Here is a 19,356-nt window from a genome sequence, read left to right as displayed (position 1 = left end):
GGCGGCTAACAAGGGGAGGTCACTCGAGCTCAACTCAGCAGAATCCTCTCTGCCGCGCTGATGACTGTTTCATCGTCGTCCAACCCGTTGGGTAGGTCATCAGAAACGGCGTCATTTGTCGCGAGGAAGTACGTTGTGACGCCCCTCGCTATTTTCCTTTGGGCTGCGTCAAAGTTGTCCCAGCCCGCTAGCAGCACTTCAACGCGACGGGCCAACGCTGTCCCTGTTTCCCCGTGGACAGGGTGACCCAGTAAATGGGCGGGCAATAGTTCGGAGAGCTGCATTAGCTCTTCGCTAGTTGTCTCAATGCAGTACGGCTCGACGTGTTCCCAGAGAGGACCTAGCTCGGCCTGGAAGTGTGCCACGGTGCCTGTAGGGACTTCGCGGAACGATCGGTCGGCGGACGGGGGCTTGGGCCAGACTTGATCTGATAGCTGGCCGAGCCAGCGCTGCCGCTCCTCGATCTCCTCAACTCCCCAACCAGGGATGTTCATGAGCGCAGTGGTCAGAGTCACTTGAGATTCTGCGTAATGCGTCTTCTTGTCGGCGAAACTCTTATTGCTTGCAGGAATGTTCAGCCCGGAAAACAAGAGAGTCAGATTCCCCCAGCGGTTCACGTAGTCGGAATGCAGGTCGATATTATCGCCCAAGTCGTCCCGCCAGCCTGCGGATAGCGTTTGTGGCATTATGTGCTCGATGTGGACCGAGCTGGAGTCCTTTAACTGTTGTTCTTTGTTGTAGGAAAGCGTCTCCTCTATGCGCTGCAGGGTATAGCGCAAGAGATATTGTTTGCCCATTTTGAGGGTCTGGAACGAAGCAAGGAACTGTTCGCTATCGGGCATGCCTCCGATGAGAAGGGACCGAGCATCTTCCACCCTGCCACCCTCACTTTCAACGAGCAGCTGAGCGGCGTCTCTATAACGCCTTTCGATGTCGTTTGTGCCGAGCCCCACTACGCTGCTGTATCGGAACGTTACGACCTCGGCGAGCCGTGCGAACTCGACGAAGTCCGCCTCAGACAGGTACCTCCGCGCAGGCAACAGTGCGATATAGCAGGACCTGGCACGAAGAGTTTGAAGATCGGTGAGCACCTTTCGAGCCGGCTCGTAGGTGACTTTGGTTGGTGTCTCAAATTCGCCGTAATAGGCGGCGGAAACTAATAGATCATCTAGGACCCAGTTGGCGCCCCTGCTCGCAACCAGTGTCTTGAAATGTCCGAAGACCTCCTCTTTTCGGACAGAGGGCACCGTAGCCAGAAGGTAGTGCCTCAAGAAGCGACTCACGTCGACCTGAGTGCCAAGGCTCTCGAGCATTTTGTCCCAGTCCGTGGAGGCGGCGTCCACGTCTTCGTCCGATGATTTCTTGGCGATCTGGCCTAGAACGTGGCTTTTTAGAAGGTCTGCAGCCGATAACTGCAAGCCCCTGTCATTAAGAGTTTCGAATAGCAAGAAGGCGTCAGCGAGGTCGCGAACCTCGATTACCACGATCTCAACCTTCTCCATGAGGTTCTTTTCAAACGACCGCAGCCATGCTGAACCTTCATTCTTGGGCAAAGACTGGAGATGTCCGGCGAGATGACCTCGGAGTCTCCTCAAGTTGGCCAGGAGTGGTCTGTTCCGCGAGCGAACCTCCTTCTGTAAAGAAGATTCCTCGTCCAAGAGCTTGCGCTGAGGATCGTGGGGACCTCTCAACACGAAGTCGCGAAAGACGGGCCAGTTGGCGGAGCCGGTTTTAAACTTGAAGTATGCGTCGCCCTCGGCCAGGTCATCGGCAGTCAGCCGCTTTTCGATCCGCTGAACGTCTTTAGTCATGTCACGGGCGAAGCATTCATCGCGTAGAGCCGCAAGCAATAGCATCAGCGTCGTTAAGCGCTGCTGTCCGTCGATTACAAGGGGGCGATCTTCATCCTCTGTGGTCATAACGATCGATCCAAGGAAATGACCGGACGGTGCGTTCTCCAGCAGGTCTCCCCACAAGTCGTCAACTTGCTCGAAAGTCCACGAGTAGGGGCGCTGGTAAGGCGGTATGCGGAACTGCTGCTCTTCTATTGATAGCAATGCCTTCAGTGACTTTTTATCAGCCTTCAAGTCCACGGATTGCTCTCCCTAGTTCGCCCAGTTACATACCGCTAACAAAACCCACTTCATACTAGATGCCGCTACCGAAGGCTATTGGGATGCCACGGCTCTGAATTGAGGAGAACCTTCTGCGAGAAATACAGATGTGATTCCCATTCGCACGCCGGCGCGACGTCGTGTGAGGCTGGAGATCCAGACCAGAACGGGTTTCGGGCTCGCCATCGCGATGCGATTTAGACGATGGTCGGTCCGGCTGTCTAGCTCGGTCGGAAACTTCTGGAACTACCGGAAGTGCGGGACTCCGTTGATCACTTCTAGTGACAGCACTTCGTCAGCTAACACAAGTTGTTGCAGGGGAGCTTTTCCGATCGAGAGAACGCCGGACCTGTTGCGGTCGGGACCGTTCCGTGGGTCCCACTTGCATTCAAGGGTTACTCCCCGGAGCACGACCTTCAGCGCGGGGTGCGGCTGCTTTGGTAAGAGTTCCTTCAAAGCCACACCGCACCTCACCCGGCCGCCTGCAATATCAGTTGCGGTGACACGTTGATTCGCAGTAGCCATAATCTTGCATTCCTCCCTGCCAATGAACTGGTCTATCAATAAATTGGCATGTCGCAAAACGCCGAATTCAAGTTGGCCCAGCCTGCGCCAATTCGAGCATAGGAGGAATTGGGAGGAAACGGGTACTTGTATGTTCCTCGCTACTCGGCGTTACAGTGGGTCTCGGCGACCTACACCGAGCCCTCAGTGTGAATTCGGCTGTTTGGCCCGTAGACGTCATTGGTCATCCTGGCTTAGCGCTGCTCGATGTATTGTTGCGGGCTGCTTAGAGCAGTTCATTGTTGTGGCAGGCATTCAAGGAGCGCGGCGAGTAAGCGCAGCTTGCCCGGCCGCCTCTGACTCGCCTATTCGTTCGTATGCTGGAGCATCCTTGTCCACGGTTCTAAGTATTGACTCTTTGAAATATGTAGCGGTACAGAACGAAAGCGGACTTAGAGTGTGGGAAGTTGGGGAGGACTTATGACAGGGTCGCCATGAGCAAGAGTCCGGGATGGAGAAAGGCATCGGTTACCGCAGCGGCTGCCGTTCGCCGACGCTGACGGAACTGTCAGGCAGAACGTAGTCCCGCCGTCGTCGTTCTATCCGACTCTGCTGGCCTGGCGAAGGAATCCTGGCGCCCTTCGCCCGGTTGCACCGGGCACACGCGGAGACGAAGTTCTGCAGGCTGGTGGACCCGCCCTTGGACCACGGATAGAAGTGGTCACCGTGCTCAGCCGGCCGGGAACAACGGCGACGGAATCCGGCCTCCATTTCACACTGGCCCGCTGCCCGGGACGTACCTTCGCGGCGCTGCTGGCGCGTGAAGCGGCGGACGGGATCCCGGCGTCGGACGTCCCGCGCCCGGCTGACCACCGCCACGATCATCAGGGCTATCAGGAGCACTCCGGGTAGGGTGACCGCCGCGAGGACGCGGCCGGCCATGTCCCCCAGAACCGCAGTTACACCGGAGATGCCCGGGCCGGGTACGGTGACGGCCCTGCCCGGCATCAGGGCGCCGAAGGCGGCGATGGCCAGCCACAAAGTCACGGCCAGATAGGCCAATCTAAGCGTCTGACGACTCCAGTAGATGCGCTTCAGTTCCGGCAATCTTCTTCCCCCAATACGCTCGTCCTTCGAAGTGCCCGCGAAGGCTAACTGGGTGGTGCCAGCAGTCCTGCCGCCACCAGCAGGCTCAGCAGAATCATGATGATCCCGATGGCTCCGAAGATCCAGATCCGGCTCGATTTCCCCTTCGGCGCCCGCCAGATGGCGATGATCGCGGCGAAGAGCAGCCCGGCAGCAACCGGGATGAACGCCAGCTGTCTGGGTTCGGTGTTGAGGGGGAGCAGCCGGTCGGCACCGTAGAGAGCCAGGACCAAGGCCGGGATTCCCAGGCCGAGCGAGGCAACCGCGGCAAGGGTATTGAATGCGGACTGTGAATCGGCTTCCCGGGAATTTGAAACGCTGGCAGCTGCGGCCATAAGGTCGCGGGCGGAACCCGACTCGGCATCAAGCTGTTTGCGCATCTCCAGGCATTGGCGGACGCCGGCATCATGAAGCCGCATCCAGCTGCGCGTAGCCGCGGTTGCCACCGCAGCATTATTAATGATCGACGGGTCCTGGAGCCTGCGGTACGAGTGGTAGGCCTCGGAATCCGACAGGTGCAGCCAGAGGCCTTCCCGGACCGCTTGCCGGGCTTCGTCCGCAGCCCGCCCGCAGATGATGTTCAGCTCGAGCAGCGACGCGACGATGGGTGTGTTGCTGGTGGTGGGGTGGCCCTTGCTGCTGAAGTGGGCCAGCCGGTGTTCGAGGTCGTACCGGATCTCCCTGACGCTGGCTACGGCGTTGCGGGACAGCTCGGCCAGGGCCTTGGCATGTTTGGCGATGTGCATCTGCCGGTCCTCTGCGGAGGCCTGGTCAGGCCAGTCCGGGAGGTCGCGCTCGAACTCTGCCGTTGCGGCCGCGACCCGTTTGTTTGCAGCCGCCTCATCAATTTCCACTCGGGCGAATTCACCCTCGTCCGTGCCCTCCACCCACGCGTTGGTCACAAAGGACTCTATGGCGACCCGGTCAACGTCCTGGATGACCAGGCGGCTGTGCCCCACCAAAACCACGCGTTTTCGTTTTGGCCCCGACACCCGGAGAAGCGGCACCACGCGCAGGATGCTCGGACCATCTGCACTGCCGGAGTGCCCGGCTGCTGCTCTTGCCTCCATGCCTGTCTGGGTGAGGAGGTGGTTTCTGTGCTCAGTGGTGACAGCTCCATAGGTGGCGGCGAGGTCCGAGGCAGAGGGTGCGTGCATGGCCTCATCGTATGTTCGGGCGGAACCAGGAGTGGGTATCGACAGGCTCAGTGACCGGAGGTTTCGCCGTTGACCTGCAAAGCCATGGTGGGCAAAGGATGGAAGGCCCAAGGCACACGGCACGTTTTGATCCTTCCACCGTTGTGTTCCCCCCAGTTGCTTAGATGTGCCGGTAACCGAGGTACTGGGTGACCTCGAGTACCGCGCCGGGCGGGGGAGGTGCGTCCGGGTTCCAGGTCTTGCTGGACCTGCCTCCCGTGACGAAGGTGCCAAGCCGGTCGCCGTCCATCAGGAGTTCGCCGTCCGGTGCCAGGACCCGGAGGCCGGTGATGCGCTCGCCTCTGCTGCTGATGACGAACGAGCCGCCATCCGTGCTGATCTGCAGGTCGAGGCCGGCGAGTTCGGGCGTGCTGACGGCGCCGGGCTGGAATGGCACGCGGCTGGTGCGGAGGATGTCCTCGGCGAGGACCCTGAAATCGACAACCAGGGAGGCGAGACTCCCGTCTGCGGCCACACCCCAGTAGCACGGGTACATCCCGTCGCCGTACCCGCTCGAGACCACGGCCGCATCCACCACCTCTCCGGCGAGGCCGAACACTGTGCCCGGTGTTCCCACCAGCAGTGCCGCCTGCTCCTGAAACAGCTCCTCTATGTGCTGGGCCTGGCATCCCACCAGCGACCCGGCGTCGAGGATGGCGACGTTCCCGGCGTCGACCCCTACACCTTCCGTGCCGTCGGTGAACTCGGCGGGGTGCCAGCTGACCGCTGGCGCCTCGGAGAGCCGCAGCCGTACTGCGACGGTCATGTCCGCCACGGTGGCGACGTCGACGGCGTACGTCCCCGGCGTTATCCGCCGCGCCAGAGGAGCGAAATGTGCGTCGACGGAACCAAGGTCAAGGACCGCGAGCACGCCGGAAGCGCAGGTGAGTTCGCCAAGGTGGACGACTTCAAGCCGCGCCGGGTTGCCGAACGGTGCCACCACCCGGCCGGCGGTTAACAACCCCGGAAAGTCGAGCTCCAGATGGGGCGGCAGGTCGGGGAGCGCGGCATCAGGTGTTGCACCGAGCAGGAGCGCCTCGGCCGCCGCCGGATCGATAAATGGTTTGCCCGGCGGGTCGAGGAAGGCCGAGAGGTGGGAGATCCGCCAGCCGTCACCGCCGCGCAGCAGCCGGTACTTGTAGTAGGAGGTCTGGTTCCCTGCGGCGTGCATGACCGAGCGGACCGTCGCAGTGTCCCCGTCAACCTCGACGCCGGTGATTTGTTCGGCGTCCGGTTGGTGCGCGGGAGTGGAACTCAGAGCACCTTCCTGGCCGGTGCGCATCTCCGGCGTGCCATGGGTGGCCACCAGGGCCGCCAACTCGTTGGCCCACGCTTCGAACACGCCGGGGTCGAAAGCGAACATCCCCGGCGACGTGCCTGACCGCTGCCACCTTGTGTGAAAATCGGCCACGAAGGCCTCGATTCTGCCGCGGACCTCTTCCTGAGTCATGCGACACACCCTACCTGCACATTCAGCCACGGCAGACTGAGCAACGACGGCGGGGCGCTCAGCAAAATTGCTGGCCACCCCGCCGTCGTCGTAACGGTCTTAGTGCAGGTCAGGCGCGCGCAACCAGCCCAGGCACGCCGTCCTGGATCGCGAAGGACGCTTTCGTGCTGACGGAGGATCCCGGCGTCGTGACGTAGTCCAGGACCCGGAAGTCTCCTTCCCGCACGTCCATGGAGATGCCCCCGATCTCGGGGCCAGGGTGTCCCAGCCCTCGGCGGAGTACCGGAAGCTGTCCAGCAGCCACTTACCGCAGCGGCTGCCGTTCGCCGACCGCTACGGAACTGTCGGGCAGAACGTAGTCCCGCCGTCGTCGTTCAATCCGACTCTGGTGGCCCGGCGAGGGGATCCTGGCCCCTTTGGCCCGATTGCACCTTGCGCAGGCGGCCACGAAGTTCTGCAGGCTGGCGGATCCGCCTTTGGACCACGGGTAGAAATGGTCGCCGTGTTCGGCGGGCTGGGAACAACGGCGCCGGAATCCGGACTCTATCTCACACTGGTCGGCGGCGCGGGCCATACCTTCGCGGCGCTGCTGGCGCGTGAAGCGCCGGACGGGATCCCGGCGGCGGACGTCCTGGAGGCGGATGACCACCGCGACGATGATCAGGACCGCAAGGAACGAGCCGGGCAAGGCCATCATGCCCATGGCCCGGTCCATCATCCCTTCAGTGCCTCTGTGACCGCTGATATGCCTGCGCCGTCGACTGTCAGGGCATTGGTCGTCATCAGAGCTCCAATGGCTGAGGCGAACAGCCACAACGTCGCCGCCATGTAGGCCACTTTCAGCGTCTGCCGGGTCCAGTAGATGCGCTTCAGTTCCACCATTGTGTTACCCCAATATGGCTCGTACTTCGAAGTGTCCGGGGGCTAACTGGATGGTGCCAGCAGTCCGGCCGCGACCAGCAGGCTCAGAAGTACGATGATGATCCCGATGGCGCCGACGATCCAGATCCGGCTGTGCTTCCCCTTGGGTGCCCGCCAAATGGCGATGATCGCGGCGAAGAGCAGCCCGGCAGCGACCGGGATGAACGCGAGCTGCCTGGGCTCGGTGTTGAGGGGGAGTAGCCGGTCGGCACCGTAGAGGGCCAGAACCAGGGCCGGGATGCCGAGGCCGAGCGAGGCCACCGCGGCAAGGGTGTTGAACGCGGACTGTGAATCGGCTTCCCGGGAATTTGAAACGCTGGCAGCTGCAGCCATAAGGTCGCGGGCCGAATCGGACTCGGCATCAAGCTGTTTGCGCATCTCGAGGCATTGGCGGACGCCGGCATCATGAAGCCGCATCCAGCTGCGCGTAGCCGCGGTTGCCACCGCAGCATTATTGATGATCGACGGATCCTGGAGCCTGCGGTACGAGTGGTAGGCCTCGGAATCCGACAGGTGCAGCCATAGGCCTTCCCGGACCGCTTCCCGGGCTTCGTCCGCAGCCCGCCCGCAGATGATGTTCAGCTCGAGCAGCGACGCCACGATGGGTGTGTTGCTGGTAGTGGCGTGGCCCTTGCTGCTGAAATGGGCGAGCCGGTGTTCGAGGTCGTACCGGATCTCCCTGACGCTGGCTACGGCGTTGCGGGACAGCTCGGCCAGGGCCTTGGCGTGTTTGGCGATGTGCATCTGCCGGTCATCCGCGGAGGCCGGCTCAGGCCAGTCCGGGAGGTCGCGCTCGAACTCTGCCGTTGCGGCCGCGACCCGTTTGTCTGCAGCCGCCGCATCAATGTCCACCCGGGCGAATTCACCCTCGTCTGTGCCCTCCACCCACGCGTTGGTCACAAAGGACTCGATGGCGACCCGGTCAACGTCCTGGACGACCAGGCGGCTGTGGCCCACCAACACCACGCGTTTGCGTTTTGGTCCCGACACCCGAAGAAGCGGCACCACGCGCAGGATGCTGGGACCATCGGCTCCGCCGGAGTGTCCGGCGGCTGCTCTTGCCTCCATGCCTGTCTGGGTGAGGAGGTGGTTTCTGTGTTCGGTGGTGACAGCTGCTGAGGTATCGGCGGCGAGGTCCGAGGCAGAGGGTGCGTGCATGGCCTCATCGTATGTTCAGGCGGAACCAGGAGTGGGTATCGACAGGCTCAGCCTACGGAGCGTCGATAAGTTCTACTTGGCGACCAGCCCAGGCGCTCCGTCCTGGATCGTGAAGGAGGCTTTCATGCTGACGGGGGATCCCGGCGTCGTGACGTAGTCCAGGACGCGGAATTCGGCGGTGAGCGCGTCTTGGGTGATGGAGGTGCAGACCAGTACGGAGCCGATCTCGGGCGCTGCGTTCCTGTCCTTTTCGGCGATCAGTAATGTTCACTCTAATGACCACAAAATAGCTTAATGACCCGGATTATGACCCTTATGGGTTCATCATCTAAGTGTGGTGGCTAAGAGAACGTCCCAGAAGACGCAGCGGCCTGCGCGCACAATCGGCGAGCAGCTGGTTACGTGGCGCAAGCTTCTTGGCCTCACGGCCGAGCAGGTGGCAGACCGTGCCGGGCTCAGCCGCAATACGCTCCGTAAGCTCCAACACGGCGAACTCGGAGTTGGATTCGAGGCCTTTCTGGACGTGGCGCGGGTCCTCGGCCTCGGCGATCAGCTTAACGTTGCCTTCGACCCCTACGAGAGCGGTTTCGGCCGCGCGCGGGCAGACCAGGAACTGCCCCAGAGGGTGCGCCGACGACTGGCCCAATCGACGTCGATCTTGAAATGGAATCAGGCACCGTGCATGCGTGCCGCGCCTTCCTTGGGGCGAAACGGAGGATGGTCACCACCAACTTCACCTATGCCCTTGATTACCTTGCATTGCCCGCTCTAGGGAGACCGTGACGACGAAGGAGAAACCATGAACACCGCACCGTCAATCATCGTTTTCGACGTCAACGAAACGCTTTCGGACATGTCGCCGATGGGGAAACGGTTCGCCGAAGTCGGCGCCCCCGCCCAGCTGGCGAAGCTTTGGTTTGCCACGCTGCTGCGGGACGGCTTCGCGCTCACCGCGGCCGGCGGCAACGGCGCCTTTGCCGAGATTGGCGCAGACGCCCTGCGCGGGCTGCTTGCCTCTTCTGATTTAGGGATAGATGTGGACCAAGCGGTGGAGCATGTCATGGCGGGAATGGCAGGACTCAGCCTGCATCCCGACGTTCCGGGAGGCGTCCGGGCCCTGCGGGCAGCCGGATACCGGCTGGTCACGCTGACCAACGGCTCCGCCCAGGTGGCGGAGAAACTCTTCGCGCCCGCTGGGATCCGGGACCAGTTCGAACGGCTGCTGTCCGTGGAGGATGCCCCTGCATGGAAACCGGCCCCGGCCGCCTATCACTACGCCGCCAGGGCCTGCGGCGTGGAACCCGGAGAGATGCTGTTGGTGGCTGTTCACCCCTGGGACATCCACGGCGCAGCGCAGGCAGGGCTTGCTACGGCGTGGATCAACCGCACAGGGTCCACCTACCCTGCCTATTTCGCCGCACCGGACTACACCGCCGCTTCCCTGGAGAAACTGCCGGAAGCGCTGGAGGCGGCGCGGGCATAGCGGTCCTTGAGCGGTGGGGGGGTCACCCAACGAGTCGGTGAGCAAGTTCAATAATGCTCGACGCCGCGAGGTCCCAATCGCTCTCCGGCGTCAGGTCCACCACCTGGCCGGGGCCGTATTCGGAGGGGCGCGCGATGAACGCCGTTGCCAGCCCGGCCTCCCGGGCAGCACGCAGGTCGTTGTTGTGTGCGGCCGCGAGCATCACCTCGCCGGGGTTGAGATTTAGGAACTCCGCAGTTCGAAGGTAGGCCGCCGGCAGCGGCTTGTACGTGCGCGTCATGTCCGAGCCGATGATCACGTCCCATGGAAGACCGGCGTTTCTGGCCATGTCCAACAGCAGTGAGGTGTTGCCATTGGACAACGGGCCCACGATGTAGCCGCGGCGGACCGCGGCCAGGCCCGCCACGCTGTCCGGCCAAGGGGGCAGGCGGTGCCAGGATTTGTTCAGCTCCTCAAGGGTCCGTGCGTCCAGCCGATCCGGGTCGAAGCCGTGGCTGCGGAGCACCCGGTCCAGGTTTTCGCGGTGGAGGGTGTCCAGGGTGGCGAATTCACGGGATCCGGAGCGGATGGCCTCCATGGCTGGCTGGTACAGCGCGCGCCACTCACTGGCGAACGCCTCGGCGTCGAGCTCCTGCCCCCGTTCCGCGGCGAAGGCCGCCGCCTGGCGGGCGACGCCGGTGCGCCAGTCCACCACAGTCCCGAAAGTGTCGAAGAGGACGGCGCGTACCTTGCACCCCGTTGATGGTGAACGGTATGGCTGGAACCTCATGTCCTGTCTCCTTCCCTGCCCGTAGTCTGGCAGCATGCGAACTGATTTCAGCCCCACTGACACGTCCGCCCGCGATTTCTACCGGCTACTCACCGCCGTGGTGGTGCCCCGGCCCATCGCGTGGGTCTCCAGTGTCTCCCCGGAGGGCGTTGACAATCTTGCCCCGCATTCGTTCTTCACCGTGGCTTCCACGAATCCGCCCATTGTGCAGTTCACCTCGGTGGGGGAAAAGGATTCGCTCCGCAACATCACCGGGTCCGGCGAGTTCGTGGTGAACCTTGCCCCGGCCTCGCTGCTGGAGGAGGTCAACGCCACCGGCACAAATTTCCCCCCGGACGTCAGCGAGTTCGACGCCGCCGGCCTCACACGGGAGCCGAGCCTCACCGTGGGTGCGCCGCGGGTCAAGGAATCCCTGGCAGTGCTCGAATGCCACCTCCACTCGGCCCTGCCGATGGGAGACTCCATCCTGGTCTTCGGCGAAGTGACGCACGCTGCCGTGAGCGACGCGGTGCTGGACGGGAGCCACCCGCGGATCGAACTGCTGGAGCCGCTGTCCCGGCTGGGCCTGGACGAGTGGGGCACCCTGGGCACCATCCACGACCTCAACCGGATCCGGCTTAGGGACTGGCCGGGGCATTTCCGCCCGAAGGCCTGAAGGAGGCCTGCGCCAAGGAGGACTGGCAGTTCAAGGCAGGGCCACGGCTGGGCGCAAGGCAGGTCGCATCAGAACAGAAAGGGCTGCCCGGCCAGGACACCCCTTTCCGTCCCGCTGTGCGGTGGTCAGCCGAGGCCGAGCTGGACGAACAGGAACCACACGAGGACCGGCACCACGGCGATCATCGCGATGGCCCACCGCCGTCACCACCCGCATGCTTTCCACGCCAGGCTTCTGCACGCTCGAGTCCAGGACGGTGGTGAGCACCAGCAGCGAGGCGATGCCAACCAGGGTGAGGATCCGCATGGGGTTGCGGCCACCCCGCCGTGATCCAATTGGTGCAGGAGGGCAAAGTGGACCTCAAGCCGTTCATCGCCGGCCGGATCGCGCTGGAGGACCTGGTGGAGCAGGGCTATGGGACTTTTACGTGTGGGAGGTGGCTTGGCGGGCGCTGTTGCGCACCACAAGGGTGGGCGGAATCGGCGTGCGGTCGACGTCGCGCCCCTCCATGGCACCGAGGAGCACCTCGGTGCTCATGAGCGCCAATGCGGTGAAGTCCTGGCGCACGGTGGTCAGGGGAGGCAGGAAATAGTCTGACCCCTCAACGTCATCGAATCCGACGATGCTGACATCGTGCGGAACCCGGATGCCATTTTCGGTGAAAGAGCGGATAAGCCCGAGCGCAGTGTGGTCGCTGGCGGCGAAAATGGCCTGCGGAACTCTTCCCTCGCGTACCAGCCGGAGGCCCGTTTCGTAGGCCCACTTGGGGCTCCAGTCGCCTTCGATGCAAAGCCCCGGCGTGAGCCCCGCATCCCTCAGCGCCGCTTCCCAGCCGCGTTTGCGTACACGCCCATCGAACCATTCCATGGAGCCTGCGATATGGGCGATGTCCCTATGGCCCAGATCTATGAGGTGCTGGGTGGCCAGCCTCGCTCCCAGTTCCTGGTTTTCCGAGTACGTGAATACGTTGGGAGTTGAGGATGCTCCGGCCGCGATCATCTCGACCGGTACACGGCACGTGGCGTTCCATACGGCTGCTGCCATGTCCACCACAGGCGCAATGACGATGATTCCCCCTACGCCCGTATCGTCTAAGGTGTCGAGGGCGGCCTGAACCGACTCTTCGTAGGGCTGTTCGACACTAATGACAGTTGTGGCGTAGCCCTTTTGGCGCGCAACGTTCTCGAGGGCCATGAGCGTCCCCACCGGGCCAAACCGGGGGGAGCCATCGGAGAGTATGCCGATGGAAGTGGACCGGCTGGTGACCAGTGCCGTGGCTGCCCGGTTCCTGCGGTACCCGATGTCCTTGATCACCTGCAGAACCCGTTGCCGCGTCGCAGCGCTTACGTCCGGTGCGTCATTGAGTACCCGCGAGACTGTACCGAAGGAGACTCCGGCGATGGTTGCCACGTCGTTGATGGTGGGCTTCCGGCGCAGCGGGGCATCCAGTAGCTTCTCATTGGCCTCGCGTGGAACGGTTATGCCTGCCACGTTCTCTCCTGTCTTGCACCTCACGGACACGGCTCACGGTTCCGTGCCTTTCGATCTTACGTCCGCATGGACTTCCTCGCTCCCTGAAACACAGCTCTGGACGTGATGCTTGACACCTTTCTCCGTAAACGTTTACGATGAAGTCCGTAAACGTTCACGGTGGGATCGTAAACGATTACGGAGGTAACACCTTCAATGAGGAAAGGAGCGGGATGGCTGACAGCATCGTCTACGCACTAGGGCTCGATCCCAGCACAGGGCTTCGAAATGTCGACCAGGCCCAGTGGGCAAATTTGGAAGTGCTCCTGAGGGATACAGCACCCAACGATCTCGCAGTGGCTGTCCGCACCTTCGTCTCCGCCGGCTCCTCGGCTGTCATCGGAATCTTCGCTGACAATCTCCTCTGGGCCAGCCTGGTGGTCTCCGTCGACAACTCAGGCGCACCCTCGTCCGTATCCACCATTGACGGCCCGTTGGCCCAAACTGTCGGCGAAATGGCTAAAGCCGCAAGCGAGGCGGTGCAGTGGGTCCAAGCCCATCATGGGCCCTGTTCCCTGGGTCTCTTCGTCGACAAAGTGCATGCAGAGGCGCTCCTGAGAGCTTCAGACAAAGCCGCCGCTCTACGCACAGCCTCGGCCGCCGGCGGACTCGTCCTGTCGCCGGTTCCCCCGGCCCTGGCCATAGCACTCGCCTGATCCACCCCAAAATTCCATCCACTCACAAGCACCTGGAGAACAATGATGATCCGCAGGCTTCCCATCGTGGCCCTGGCCGCAGCCCTGTCCCTTTCCGTCGCTTCCTGCAGCAGTTCAACAACGGCCACCTCAAACGCCCCCGACGCCGGCGTGTCCGAAAAGGCCCAGCAGGCCCTTGACAAGATCAAGGGGCAGGTCCTGAGCAAGGGCCCCAACGGCGAGACGCCCTCTCCGGCGTCCGTCGCAGATCTGACTCCCGAAGAGATCGAGAAGGTCAAGGGACTCAGCGCCAAGGCCGCCATCGTGATGCATTACGGCGGCAACGACTGGGCTACCGCCCAAGTCAACGGTCTCAAGAGCGAGTTTGAAAAGCTCGGCATCAAGGTCATCGCCACAACCGACGCGAACTTCAAGCCGGACAAGCAGGTTTCGGATATCGAGACTGTCATGACCCAGGACCCGGACATCATCGTTTCCATCCCCACCGATCCTGTAGCCACGGCCTCCGCGTACAAGAAAGCCGCGGATGCGGGTACGAAGCTCGTCTTTATGGACAACATCCCCCAGGGTCTGACCGCCGGCAAGGACTACGTTTCTGTTGTTTCTGCCGACAACTATGGCAACGGCGTCGTCTCCGCCCACCAGATGGCCAAAGCGCTCGGTGGCAAGGGAAAGATCGGGCTCGTCTTCCATCAGGCCGACTTCTTCGTGACCAAGCAGCGCTACGACGGATTCAAGGAAACGATTACGAAGGAATACCCCGAGATCCAGATCGTCGAGGAAAAGGGCATTGCCGGTCCGGACTTCGCTGGGGACGCCCAGGCCGCGGCGAACGCCATGCTGAGCAAGTACCCTGACCTGGCTGGTATCTGGGCGGTGTGGGACGTCCCGGCAGAGGGTGTCATGGCTGCAGCCCGTGCCGCAGGCCGTCCGGACCTGAAGATCGCCACGGAGGACCTCGGCAAGAATGTCGCCATCGCCCTGGCCAAGGACGAACTGGTCGTCGGCCTGGGGGCGCAGGTTCCGTTCGACCAGGGTGTCACAGAAGCCCGGCTGGCCGCAGGAGCGCTCATCGGCAAGCAAGCGCCCGCCTACGTGGCGCTGAGCGCCCTCCCGGTTGACCACTCCAACGTCCTTGAAGCCTGGAAACAGGTCTACCACGAGGACGCCCCGAAGGATATCCAGGACTCCTACAAGAAGTAGCCAAGACCCGACGGTGCGGGGGTTCCGCCCCCGCACCGCACCGAAAGGGCAACGATGAACACCGCAGACAATGTCGTCGAGATGCGCTCGATTTCCAAGGGCTTCAACGGCGTTCCCGTATTGAAGGACGTAAGCTTCGACGTCCGCAAGGGCGAGGTCCACGCACTTGCAGGCGGCAACGGCGCCGGGAAGTCCACGCTCATGAAGATCCTCCAGGGCGTTTACCAGGCAGACGCCGGCGAGATCCTCATTGGCGGCAAACCGGCCGCCATCAACTCCATCCAGGACGCGAAGGCCGCCGGGATCGGAATGGTCTTCCAGGAATTCAGCCTGGTACCGAGCCTGACCGTTGCGAAAAACATCTTCCTTGCCGCCGAACCGCTCGGCAGGGGCGGGCTCATCGACGACCGCGCCGCGGTGAAACGGGCCAGGGAGGTCTTCTCTGAGATGGAGGTCGACGTCGACCCCCGCGCGGAGGTCTCCCGGCTGGGGACTGCATACTGGCAGCTGACCGAGATTGCCAAGGCCCTGGCCCAGAACGCCCAAGTGCTGATCATGGACGAACCCACTGCCAGCCTGGCCAGGCACGAGTCCGAGGCGCTCTTCGAACTGATTGACCGCCTCAAGCAGCGCGGTATCTCCATCATCTACATCTCGCACCGCATGGACGAGGTGTACAGGCTCGCAGACCGGATCACCATCCTCCGCGACGGCCGCCACCTCCTCACAGCTCCACTGACGGACGTCACTCCCGAACAGATCGTGGAAGGCATCGTCGGCAAGAAAATCGAGGGCCAGCTTTCCTATCGTGCCCGGGATCACGCGGAACACCACGGGGAGCCCCTGCTGGAAGTCCGCGGGCTTAACGCCGGTCACCGGGTACGGGACGTTTCCTTCACGCTCCGGCCCGGCGAAATCCTCGGCCTGGCAGGACTGATGGGCAGCGGACGAACCGAGCTCGCCCGTGCCCTCTTTGGCATTGACAAGGTGGATAGCGGTGAAATCCTCCTGCGGGGCAAAAAGGTCAACCTTGGCTCACCCCAGCAGGCCATCAACGCGGGAGTCGCCCTCATCCCGGAGGACCGCAGGGCCCAAGGCCTCGTCCTGGAGCACTCCGTCCAGGACAACCTGCTGCTTCCCCTCCTCGGCCAGATCCAGCGGGGACCCCTCCTGGACGGCGCCAAGGGCAAGGAATTGTCCACGTCACTGATCAAGAGGTTCGCAGTAAAGGTCGCCCACCCCCACCGCCCGGTGCGGCTCCTCTCCGGCGGCAACCAGCAGAAGGTGGTTATCGCCAAGTGGCTGGGCACCGATCCGGACATCCTGATCCTGGACGAGCCGACGGCCGGCGTCGACATCGGCACCAAAAGCGAAATTCTGGACATGATCCGGGAGCTGGCCAGTGCCGGCAAGGCCGTCATCGTCATCTCCTCCGAGTACCCCGAACTACTCGCGGTCAGCGACCGCGTCCTCGTCCTCAAGGACGGCTCCATCATCCGCGATATTCCCCGCAGCGAGATCGCTGACGAGGAATATCTCCAACTCGCAGTACAGGGAGTCTGAACAGTGAGCAAGGCAAACACCATCGCGCCACGGGACACCGAGGCACCCCGAAATTTCGGCACCATCCTCAAGGAACTCGACTGGCGGCGCTACGTCATCTACATCGGCTTTGTCGTCGTCTTCCTTTTCTTCGCAGTTTTGCTGCGTGACCAGGGATTCATGTCGCCGAACAACCTGCTGAACATCTTCCGGCAGACCGCCACGATCACCGTCATCGCCGTCGGCATGACCTATGTGATCGCGTGTGCAGAGATCGACCTGAGCGTCGGATCCGTGGCCGGCCTCTCCAGCGTCTGCACTGCGATGGCCCTCTCCCAGTGGGGCCTGGTCCCCGGCATCCTGGCCGGCCTCGCCGTCGGGCTCGTCGTCGGATCGGTCAACGGTGCCCTGGTCAGCCTCCTTGGCATCCCGTCCTTCCTGGTGACACTCGGCATGCTGGGGATAGCCGTCGGCGTGGCCCAGTGGATCACGGCGTCGGCGCCCCAGCCCATCCTGAACGACACGTTCAACACGCTGTTTGGATCCGGCAACTTCGGTCCAATTCCGGGCCTGGTGGTCTGGAGCGCCATCTTCGTCGCCATCGGCGCAGTCGTGCTGAACCGCACCAGGTTCGGCCGCCAGGTCCTGGCTACAGGAGGCAACCGCAACGCCGCAGAGTTCACCGGCATCAACACCAAGCGCATCAAATTCCAGGTGCTCCTCATCTCGGCCGTGGCGGCAAGCGTCGCCGGCATGCTCTACGCGGGCCGTCTCCAGTCCGGACGGTTCCAGTGGGGATCGGGAGACGAACTCTCTGCGATCGCTGCCGTCATCCTGGGTGGAACCAGCCTCTTCGGCGGATTCGGCTCAATCATCGGCACTCTCTTCGGGGCCCTGCTGATTGGACTGATCAACAATGGACTGATCCTCGCCGGGCTCGACAGCAGCCAGCAGCAGGTGGTCCGCGGCGCCATCATCATCCTGGCCGTCGCCCTCGCCAGGAAGAAGTAGCACCCGTGACTTTCCCACTACGTGCCGGAATTATCGGAACAGGATTCATGGGTTCTGTCCACGCCCATGCAGTACGCGCAACAGGCGGTGAAGTCATCGCAGTCGCTGGCCGGACCTTGGCGGCAGCCGAGTCGGCCGCAGCCGGACTCGGTGCCCGCTTCGCGGCCGATACGCCCGAAGCGCTAATAGCGCGGGACGATGTGGACGTGGTCCACATTTGCACCCCGAATGCCACCCACGCCGACCTTGCACGCAAGGCCATTGCGGCAGGAAAAGCAGTCATCTGCGAAAAACCACTCGCGACGAGCGTCGATGACGCCCGGGAGCTGAAAGCCCTCGCGGACCAGGCCGGCGTGGTCACCGGCGTGCCATTCGTGTACCGGTTTTATCCGGCTGTACGCGAGGCACGCGACCGCATCGGCCGCGGCGACGCAGGCAGCCTTTGGCTCCTGCACGGCTCGTACTTGCAGGATTGGCTCGCCGGCGCAGAAGCAACAAACTGGCGGGTCGATTCAACGATCGGAGGAGCCTCCAGGGCTTTCGGTGACATCGGCGTCCACTGGTGCGACCTCATGGAATTCACCACCGGGCACACAATCACCCAGCTCGTGGCGAGGACCAGCCGCGCCTACGATAAGCGGGAAACCGGAGGACGCATGTCCTCTGTGGCTACCGAGGACGGGGCCACGCTCCTGTTCGAGACGGACAAGGGTGCCACAGGATCCTTGGTAGTCAGCCAGGTCAGTCCCGGCAGGAAGAACCGCCTCTGGTTCTCTTTCGATGGAACCGAAGCATCCTTCAGCTTCAACCAGGAACAACCGGAGATCCTGCACGTCGGCCGCACTGACTCAAACTCCGAAATCCCGGTCGGCCCGCAAACACTCACGACTCCGGGCGGCCGACGGTACGCCAGACTTCCTCCGGGTCACCCGCAGGGATACCAGGACAGCTTCAACGCCTTCGTCGCAGACGTATATGCGGCTGTCCAGGGTCAAGAACCCGACGGTTTGCCCACCTTCCGGGACGGGCTGCGGGCAGCCCTCATTACCGATGCAGTCGTAGCCTCGGCGGCGCAGCAGACGTGGGTCGATGTTCCCCAAACAGACAACCTCATCGGAGCACTCAAGTCTTCCTCAGCAGCTGAAAGGCAGAAACAATGAAACTCGGTTATTGTTCCATCACCTGGGGCGGCGTCGTCGGCCACCCGCAAGGTGTGACGAGCGTGAAGGACCTTTTCTACATGACCCACGGGTCCATGAGGGACGCCGTCCAGGACATCGCATCAGTGGGCTATCAGGGCATTGAAATGTTCGACGGCAACCTCGCGGAATACGCGGAAAAACCCGAAGAACTCAAGGAAATCCTGGGTACCGCCGGCGTCGAACTAGCAAGCGTCTATACCGGGGCGAACTTCATCTACGCCGATATCCTTCCCGACGAGCTGCACCGGATCAACCGGGCCGCCGAACTGGCTGCCAGCTTCGGAGCGGAACGGCTTGTGGTGGGAGGCGGAGCACGTCGCGCGGCCGGCACCACCGAGGAGGACTACCGCCGTCTCGGTAAGGCGCTGGACAGCGTCACGGACATCGCGGAAAACTTCGGGCTGTCAGCGAGCTACCACCCGCATCTGAGCACCATCGTCGAGAGCCCGGACGAGCTGGACAAGCTGATGCCGCTCACCCGGATCGGTTTTTGCCCCGACACCGCCCATCTTGCTGCCGGCGGGGCGGACCCTGCCGCGGTCATCCGGAAATACCCCGACCGTATCCGGCACGTCCACCTCAAAGACTTCAAGCGGGACCCCTTCAATTTTCTGCCCCTGGGGCAGGGCGAACTGGACTTCCCGGACATCATCGCCGCAATCCAAGAAAGCGGGTATGACAGCTGGCTCATGGTGGAACTCGACAACTATGACGGTGACCCCCGCGAAGCAGCAGCCCTCAGCAAGAAGTATCTGGAAAAGCTCCTCTCTCACTAATTTTCAACCGCGGGGGACTGCCACAGCCGGCATGTGCCCC

19 protein-coding genes are annotated in these 19,356 nt (G+C 62.7%); 9 read left to right on the top strand and 10 right to left on the bottom strand.

Annotation, left to right across the window (positions count from 1 at the left end; all coding sequences use genetic code 11):
- Window positions 1-29 precede the first annotated feature (29 nt).
- From AC1MCA_RS05060 to AC1MCA_RS05025, 8 genes are all read right to left on the bottom strand, one after another.
- Complete coding sequence (locus tag AC1MCA_RS05060; protein WP_479801599.1) at window positions 30-2,093, bottom strand: DUF262 domain-containing protein; 2,064 nt, start codon at window positions 2,091-2,093, stop codon at window positions 30-32.
- 1,053 nt (window positions 2,094-3,146) lie between these two features.
- On the bottom strand, window positions 3,147-3,665 hold the full coding sequence (locus AC1MCA_RS05055) for an HNH endonuclease (RefSeq protein WP_479801598.1): 519 nt from the start codon (window positions 3,663-3,665) through the stop codon (window positions 3,147-3,149).
- 104 nt (window positions 3,666-3,769) lie between these two features.
- Window positions 3,770-4,921, bottom strand: coding sequence for a hypothetical protein (locus AC1MCA_RS05050; protein WP_479801597.1), 1,152 nt, complete (start codon window positions 4,919-4,921; stop codon window positions 3,770-3,772).
- 160 nt (window positions 4,922-5,081) lie between these two features.
- Window positions 5,082-6,410 carry a DUF4241 domain-containing protein gene (locus AC1MCA_RS05045; protein ID WP_479801596.1) on the bottom strand — a complete coding sequence of 443 codons (1,329 nt, stop codon included), beginning with the start codon at window positions 6,408-6,410 and terminating at the stop codon, window positions 5,082-5,084.
- Between the two features lie 109 nt (window positions 6,411-6,519).
- Window positions 6,520-6,714, bottom strand: a complete 195-nt coding sequence (locus AC1MCA_RS05040; protein ID WP_479801595.1) for a hypothetical protein — start codon at window positions 6,712-6,714, stop codon at window positions 6,520-6,522.
- Window positions 6,715-7,128, bottom strand: a complete 414-nt coding sequence (locus AC1MCA_RS05035; protein WP_479801594.1) for an HNH endonuclease signature motif containing protein — start codon at window positions 7,126-7,128, stop codon at window positions 6,715-6,717.
- Entirely contained in the window at window positions 7,125-7,292 is a 168-nt protein-coding gene (locus AC1MCA_RS05030) for a hypothetical protein (protein ID WP_479801593.1), read from the bottom strand. Before AC1MCA_RS05030 ends, AC1MCA_RS05035 begins: the two co-directional genes overlap by 4 nt.
- A gap of 42 nt (window positions 7,293-7,334) precedes the next feature.
- Window positions 7,335-8,489, bottom strand: coding sequence for a hypothetical protein (locus AC1MCA_RS05025; protein WP_479801592.1), 1,155 nt, complete (start codon window positions 8,487-8,489; stop codon window positions 7,335-7,337).
- Window positions 8,490-8,823: 334 nt separating this feature from the next.
- On the opposite strand from AC1MCA_RS05025, the gene AC1MCA_RS05020 reads away from it, so the two are divergent.
- Together AC1MCA_RS05020 and AC1MCA_RS05015 are read left to right on the top strand one after the other, a co-directional pair.
- Window positions 8,824-9,261, top strand: coding sequence for a helix-turn-helix domain-containing protein (locus AC1MCA_RS05020; RefSeq protein WP_479801591.1), 438 nt, complete (start codon window positions 8,824-8,826; stop codon window positions 9,259-9,261).
- Window positions 9,262-9,288: 27 nt separating this feature from the next.
- Entirely contained in the window at window positions 9,289-9,972 is a 684-nt protein-coding gene (locus AC1MCA_RS05015) for a haloacid dehalogenase type II (protein ID WP_479801590.1), read from the top strand.
- Window positions 9,973-9,994: 22 nt separating this feature from the next.
- Here the strand turns inward: AC1MCA_RS05015 and AC1MCA_RS05010 are convergent, their stop codons facing one another.
- Complete coding sequence (locus AC1MCA_RS05010) at window positions 9,995-10,741, bottom strand: haloacid dehalogenase type II (RefSeq protein ID WP_479801589.1); 747 nt, start codon at window positions 10,739-10,741, stop codon at window positions 9,995-9,997.
- 34 nt (window positions 10,742-10,775) lie between these two features.
- Here AC1MCA_RS05010 and AC1MCA_RS05005 point away from each other — a divergent pair, with 34 nt between their 5' ends.
- On the top strand, window positions 10,776-11,396 hold the full coding sequence (locus AC1MCA_RS05005) for a flavin reductase family protein (protein WP_479801588.1): 621 nt from the start codon (window positions 10,776-10,778) through the stop codon (window positions 11,394-11,396).
- A 423-nt stretch (window positions 11,397-11,819) separates the two neighbouring features.
- Here AC1MCA_RS05005 and AC1MCA_RS05000 read toward each other — a convergent pair whose 3' ends face one another.
- A complete protein-coding gene (locus AC1MCA_RS05000) occupies window positions 11,820-12,887 on the bottom strand; it encodes a LacI family DNA-binding transcriptional regulator (RefSeq protein WP_479801587.1) in 1,068 nt (355 codons plus the stop codon).
- A gap of 212 nt (window positions 12,888-13,099) precedes the next feature.
- Here AC1MCA_RS05000 and AC1MCA_RS04995 point away from each other — a divergent pair, with 212 nt between their 5' ends.
- The 6 genes from AC1MCA_RS04995 to AC1MCA_RS04970 are packed head-to-tail and all read left to right on the top strand — an operon-like array spanning window position 13,100 to window position 19,316.
- Window positions 13,100-13,582 carry a hypothetical protein gene (locus tag AC1MCA_RS04995; protein ID WP_479801586.1) on the top strand — a complete coding sequence of 161 codons (483 nt, stop codon included), beginning with the start codon at window positions 13,100-13,102 and terminating at the stop codon, window positions 13,580-13,582.
- 42 nt (window positions 13,583-13,624) lie between these two features.
- A complete protein-coding gene (locus AC1MCA_RS04990) occupies window positions 13,625-14,785 on the top strand; it encodes a substrate-binding domain-containing protein (RefSeq protein ID WP_479801585.1) in 1,161 nt (386 codons plus the stop codon).
- A 54-nt stretch (window positions 14,786-14,839) separates the two neighbouring features.
- On the top strand, window positions 14,840-16,348 hold the full coding sequence (locus AC1MCA_RS04985) for a sugar ABC transporter ATP-binding protein (RefSeq protein WP_479801584.1): 1,509 nt from the start codon (window positions 14,840-14,842) through the stop codon (window positions 16,346-16,348).
- Between the two features lie 3 nt (window positions 16,349-16,351).
- Window positions 16,352-17,338, top strand: coding sequence for an ABC transporter permease (locus AC1MCA_RS04980; RefSeq protein WP_479801583.1), 987 nt, complete (start codon window positions 16,352-16,354; stop codon window positions 17,336-17,338).
- A 5-nt stretch (window positions 17,339-17,343) separates the two neighbouring features.
- Window positions 17,344-18,498: a Gfo/Idh/MocA family protein gene (locus tag AC1MCA_RS04975; protein WP_479801582.1), complete on the top strand. Its 1,155-nt coding sequence runs from the start codon at window positions 17,344-17,346 to the stop codon at window positions 18,496-18,498.
- Window positions 18,495-19,316 (top strand): sugar phosphate isomerase/epimerase family protein, encoded by an 822-nt coding sequence (locus AC1MCA_RS04970; RefSeq protein WP_479801581.1) that lies wholly within the window; start codon window positions 18,495-18,497, stop codon window positions 19,314-19,316. The genes AC1MCA_RS04975 and AC1MCA_RS04970 overlap by 4 nt, the downstream gene beginning before the upstream one ends.
- Window positions 19,317-19,356: the final 40 nt, after the last annotated feature.

Source organism: Arthrobacter sp. BK1 (assembly GCF_056680055.1).
This window is presented reverse-complemented; position numbering and strand designations above follow the sequence as displayed.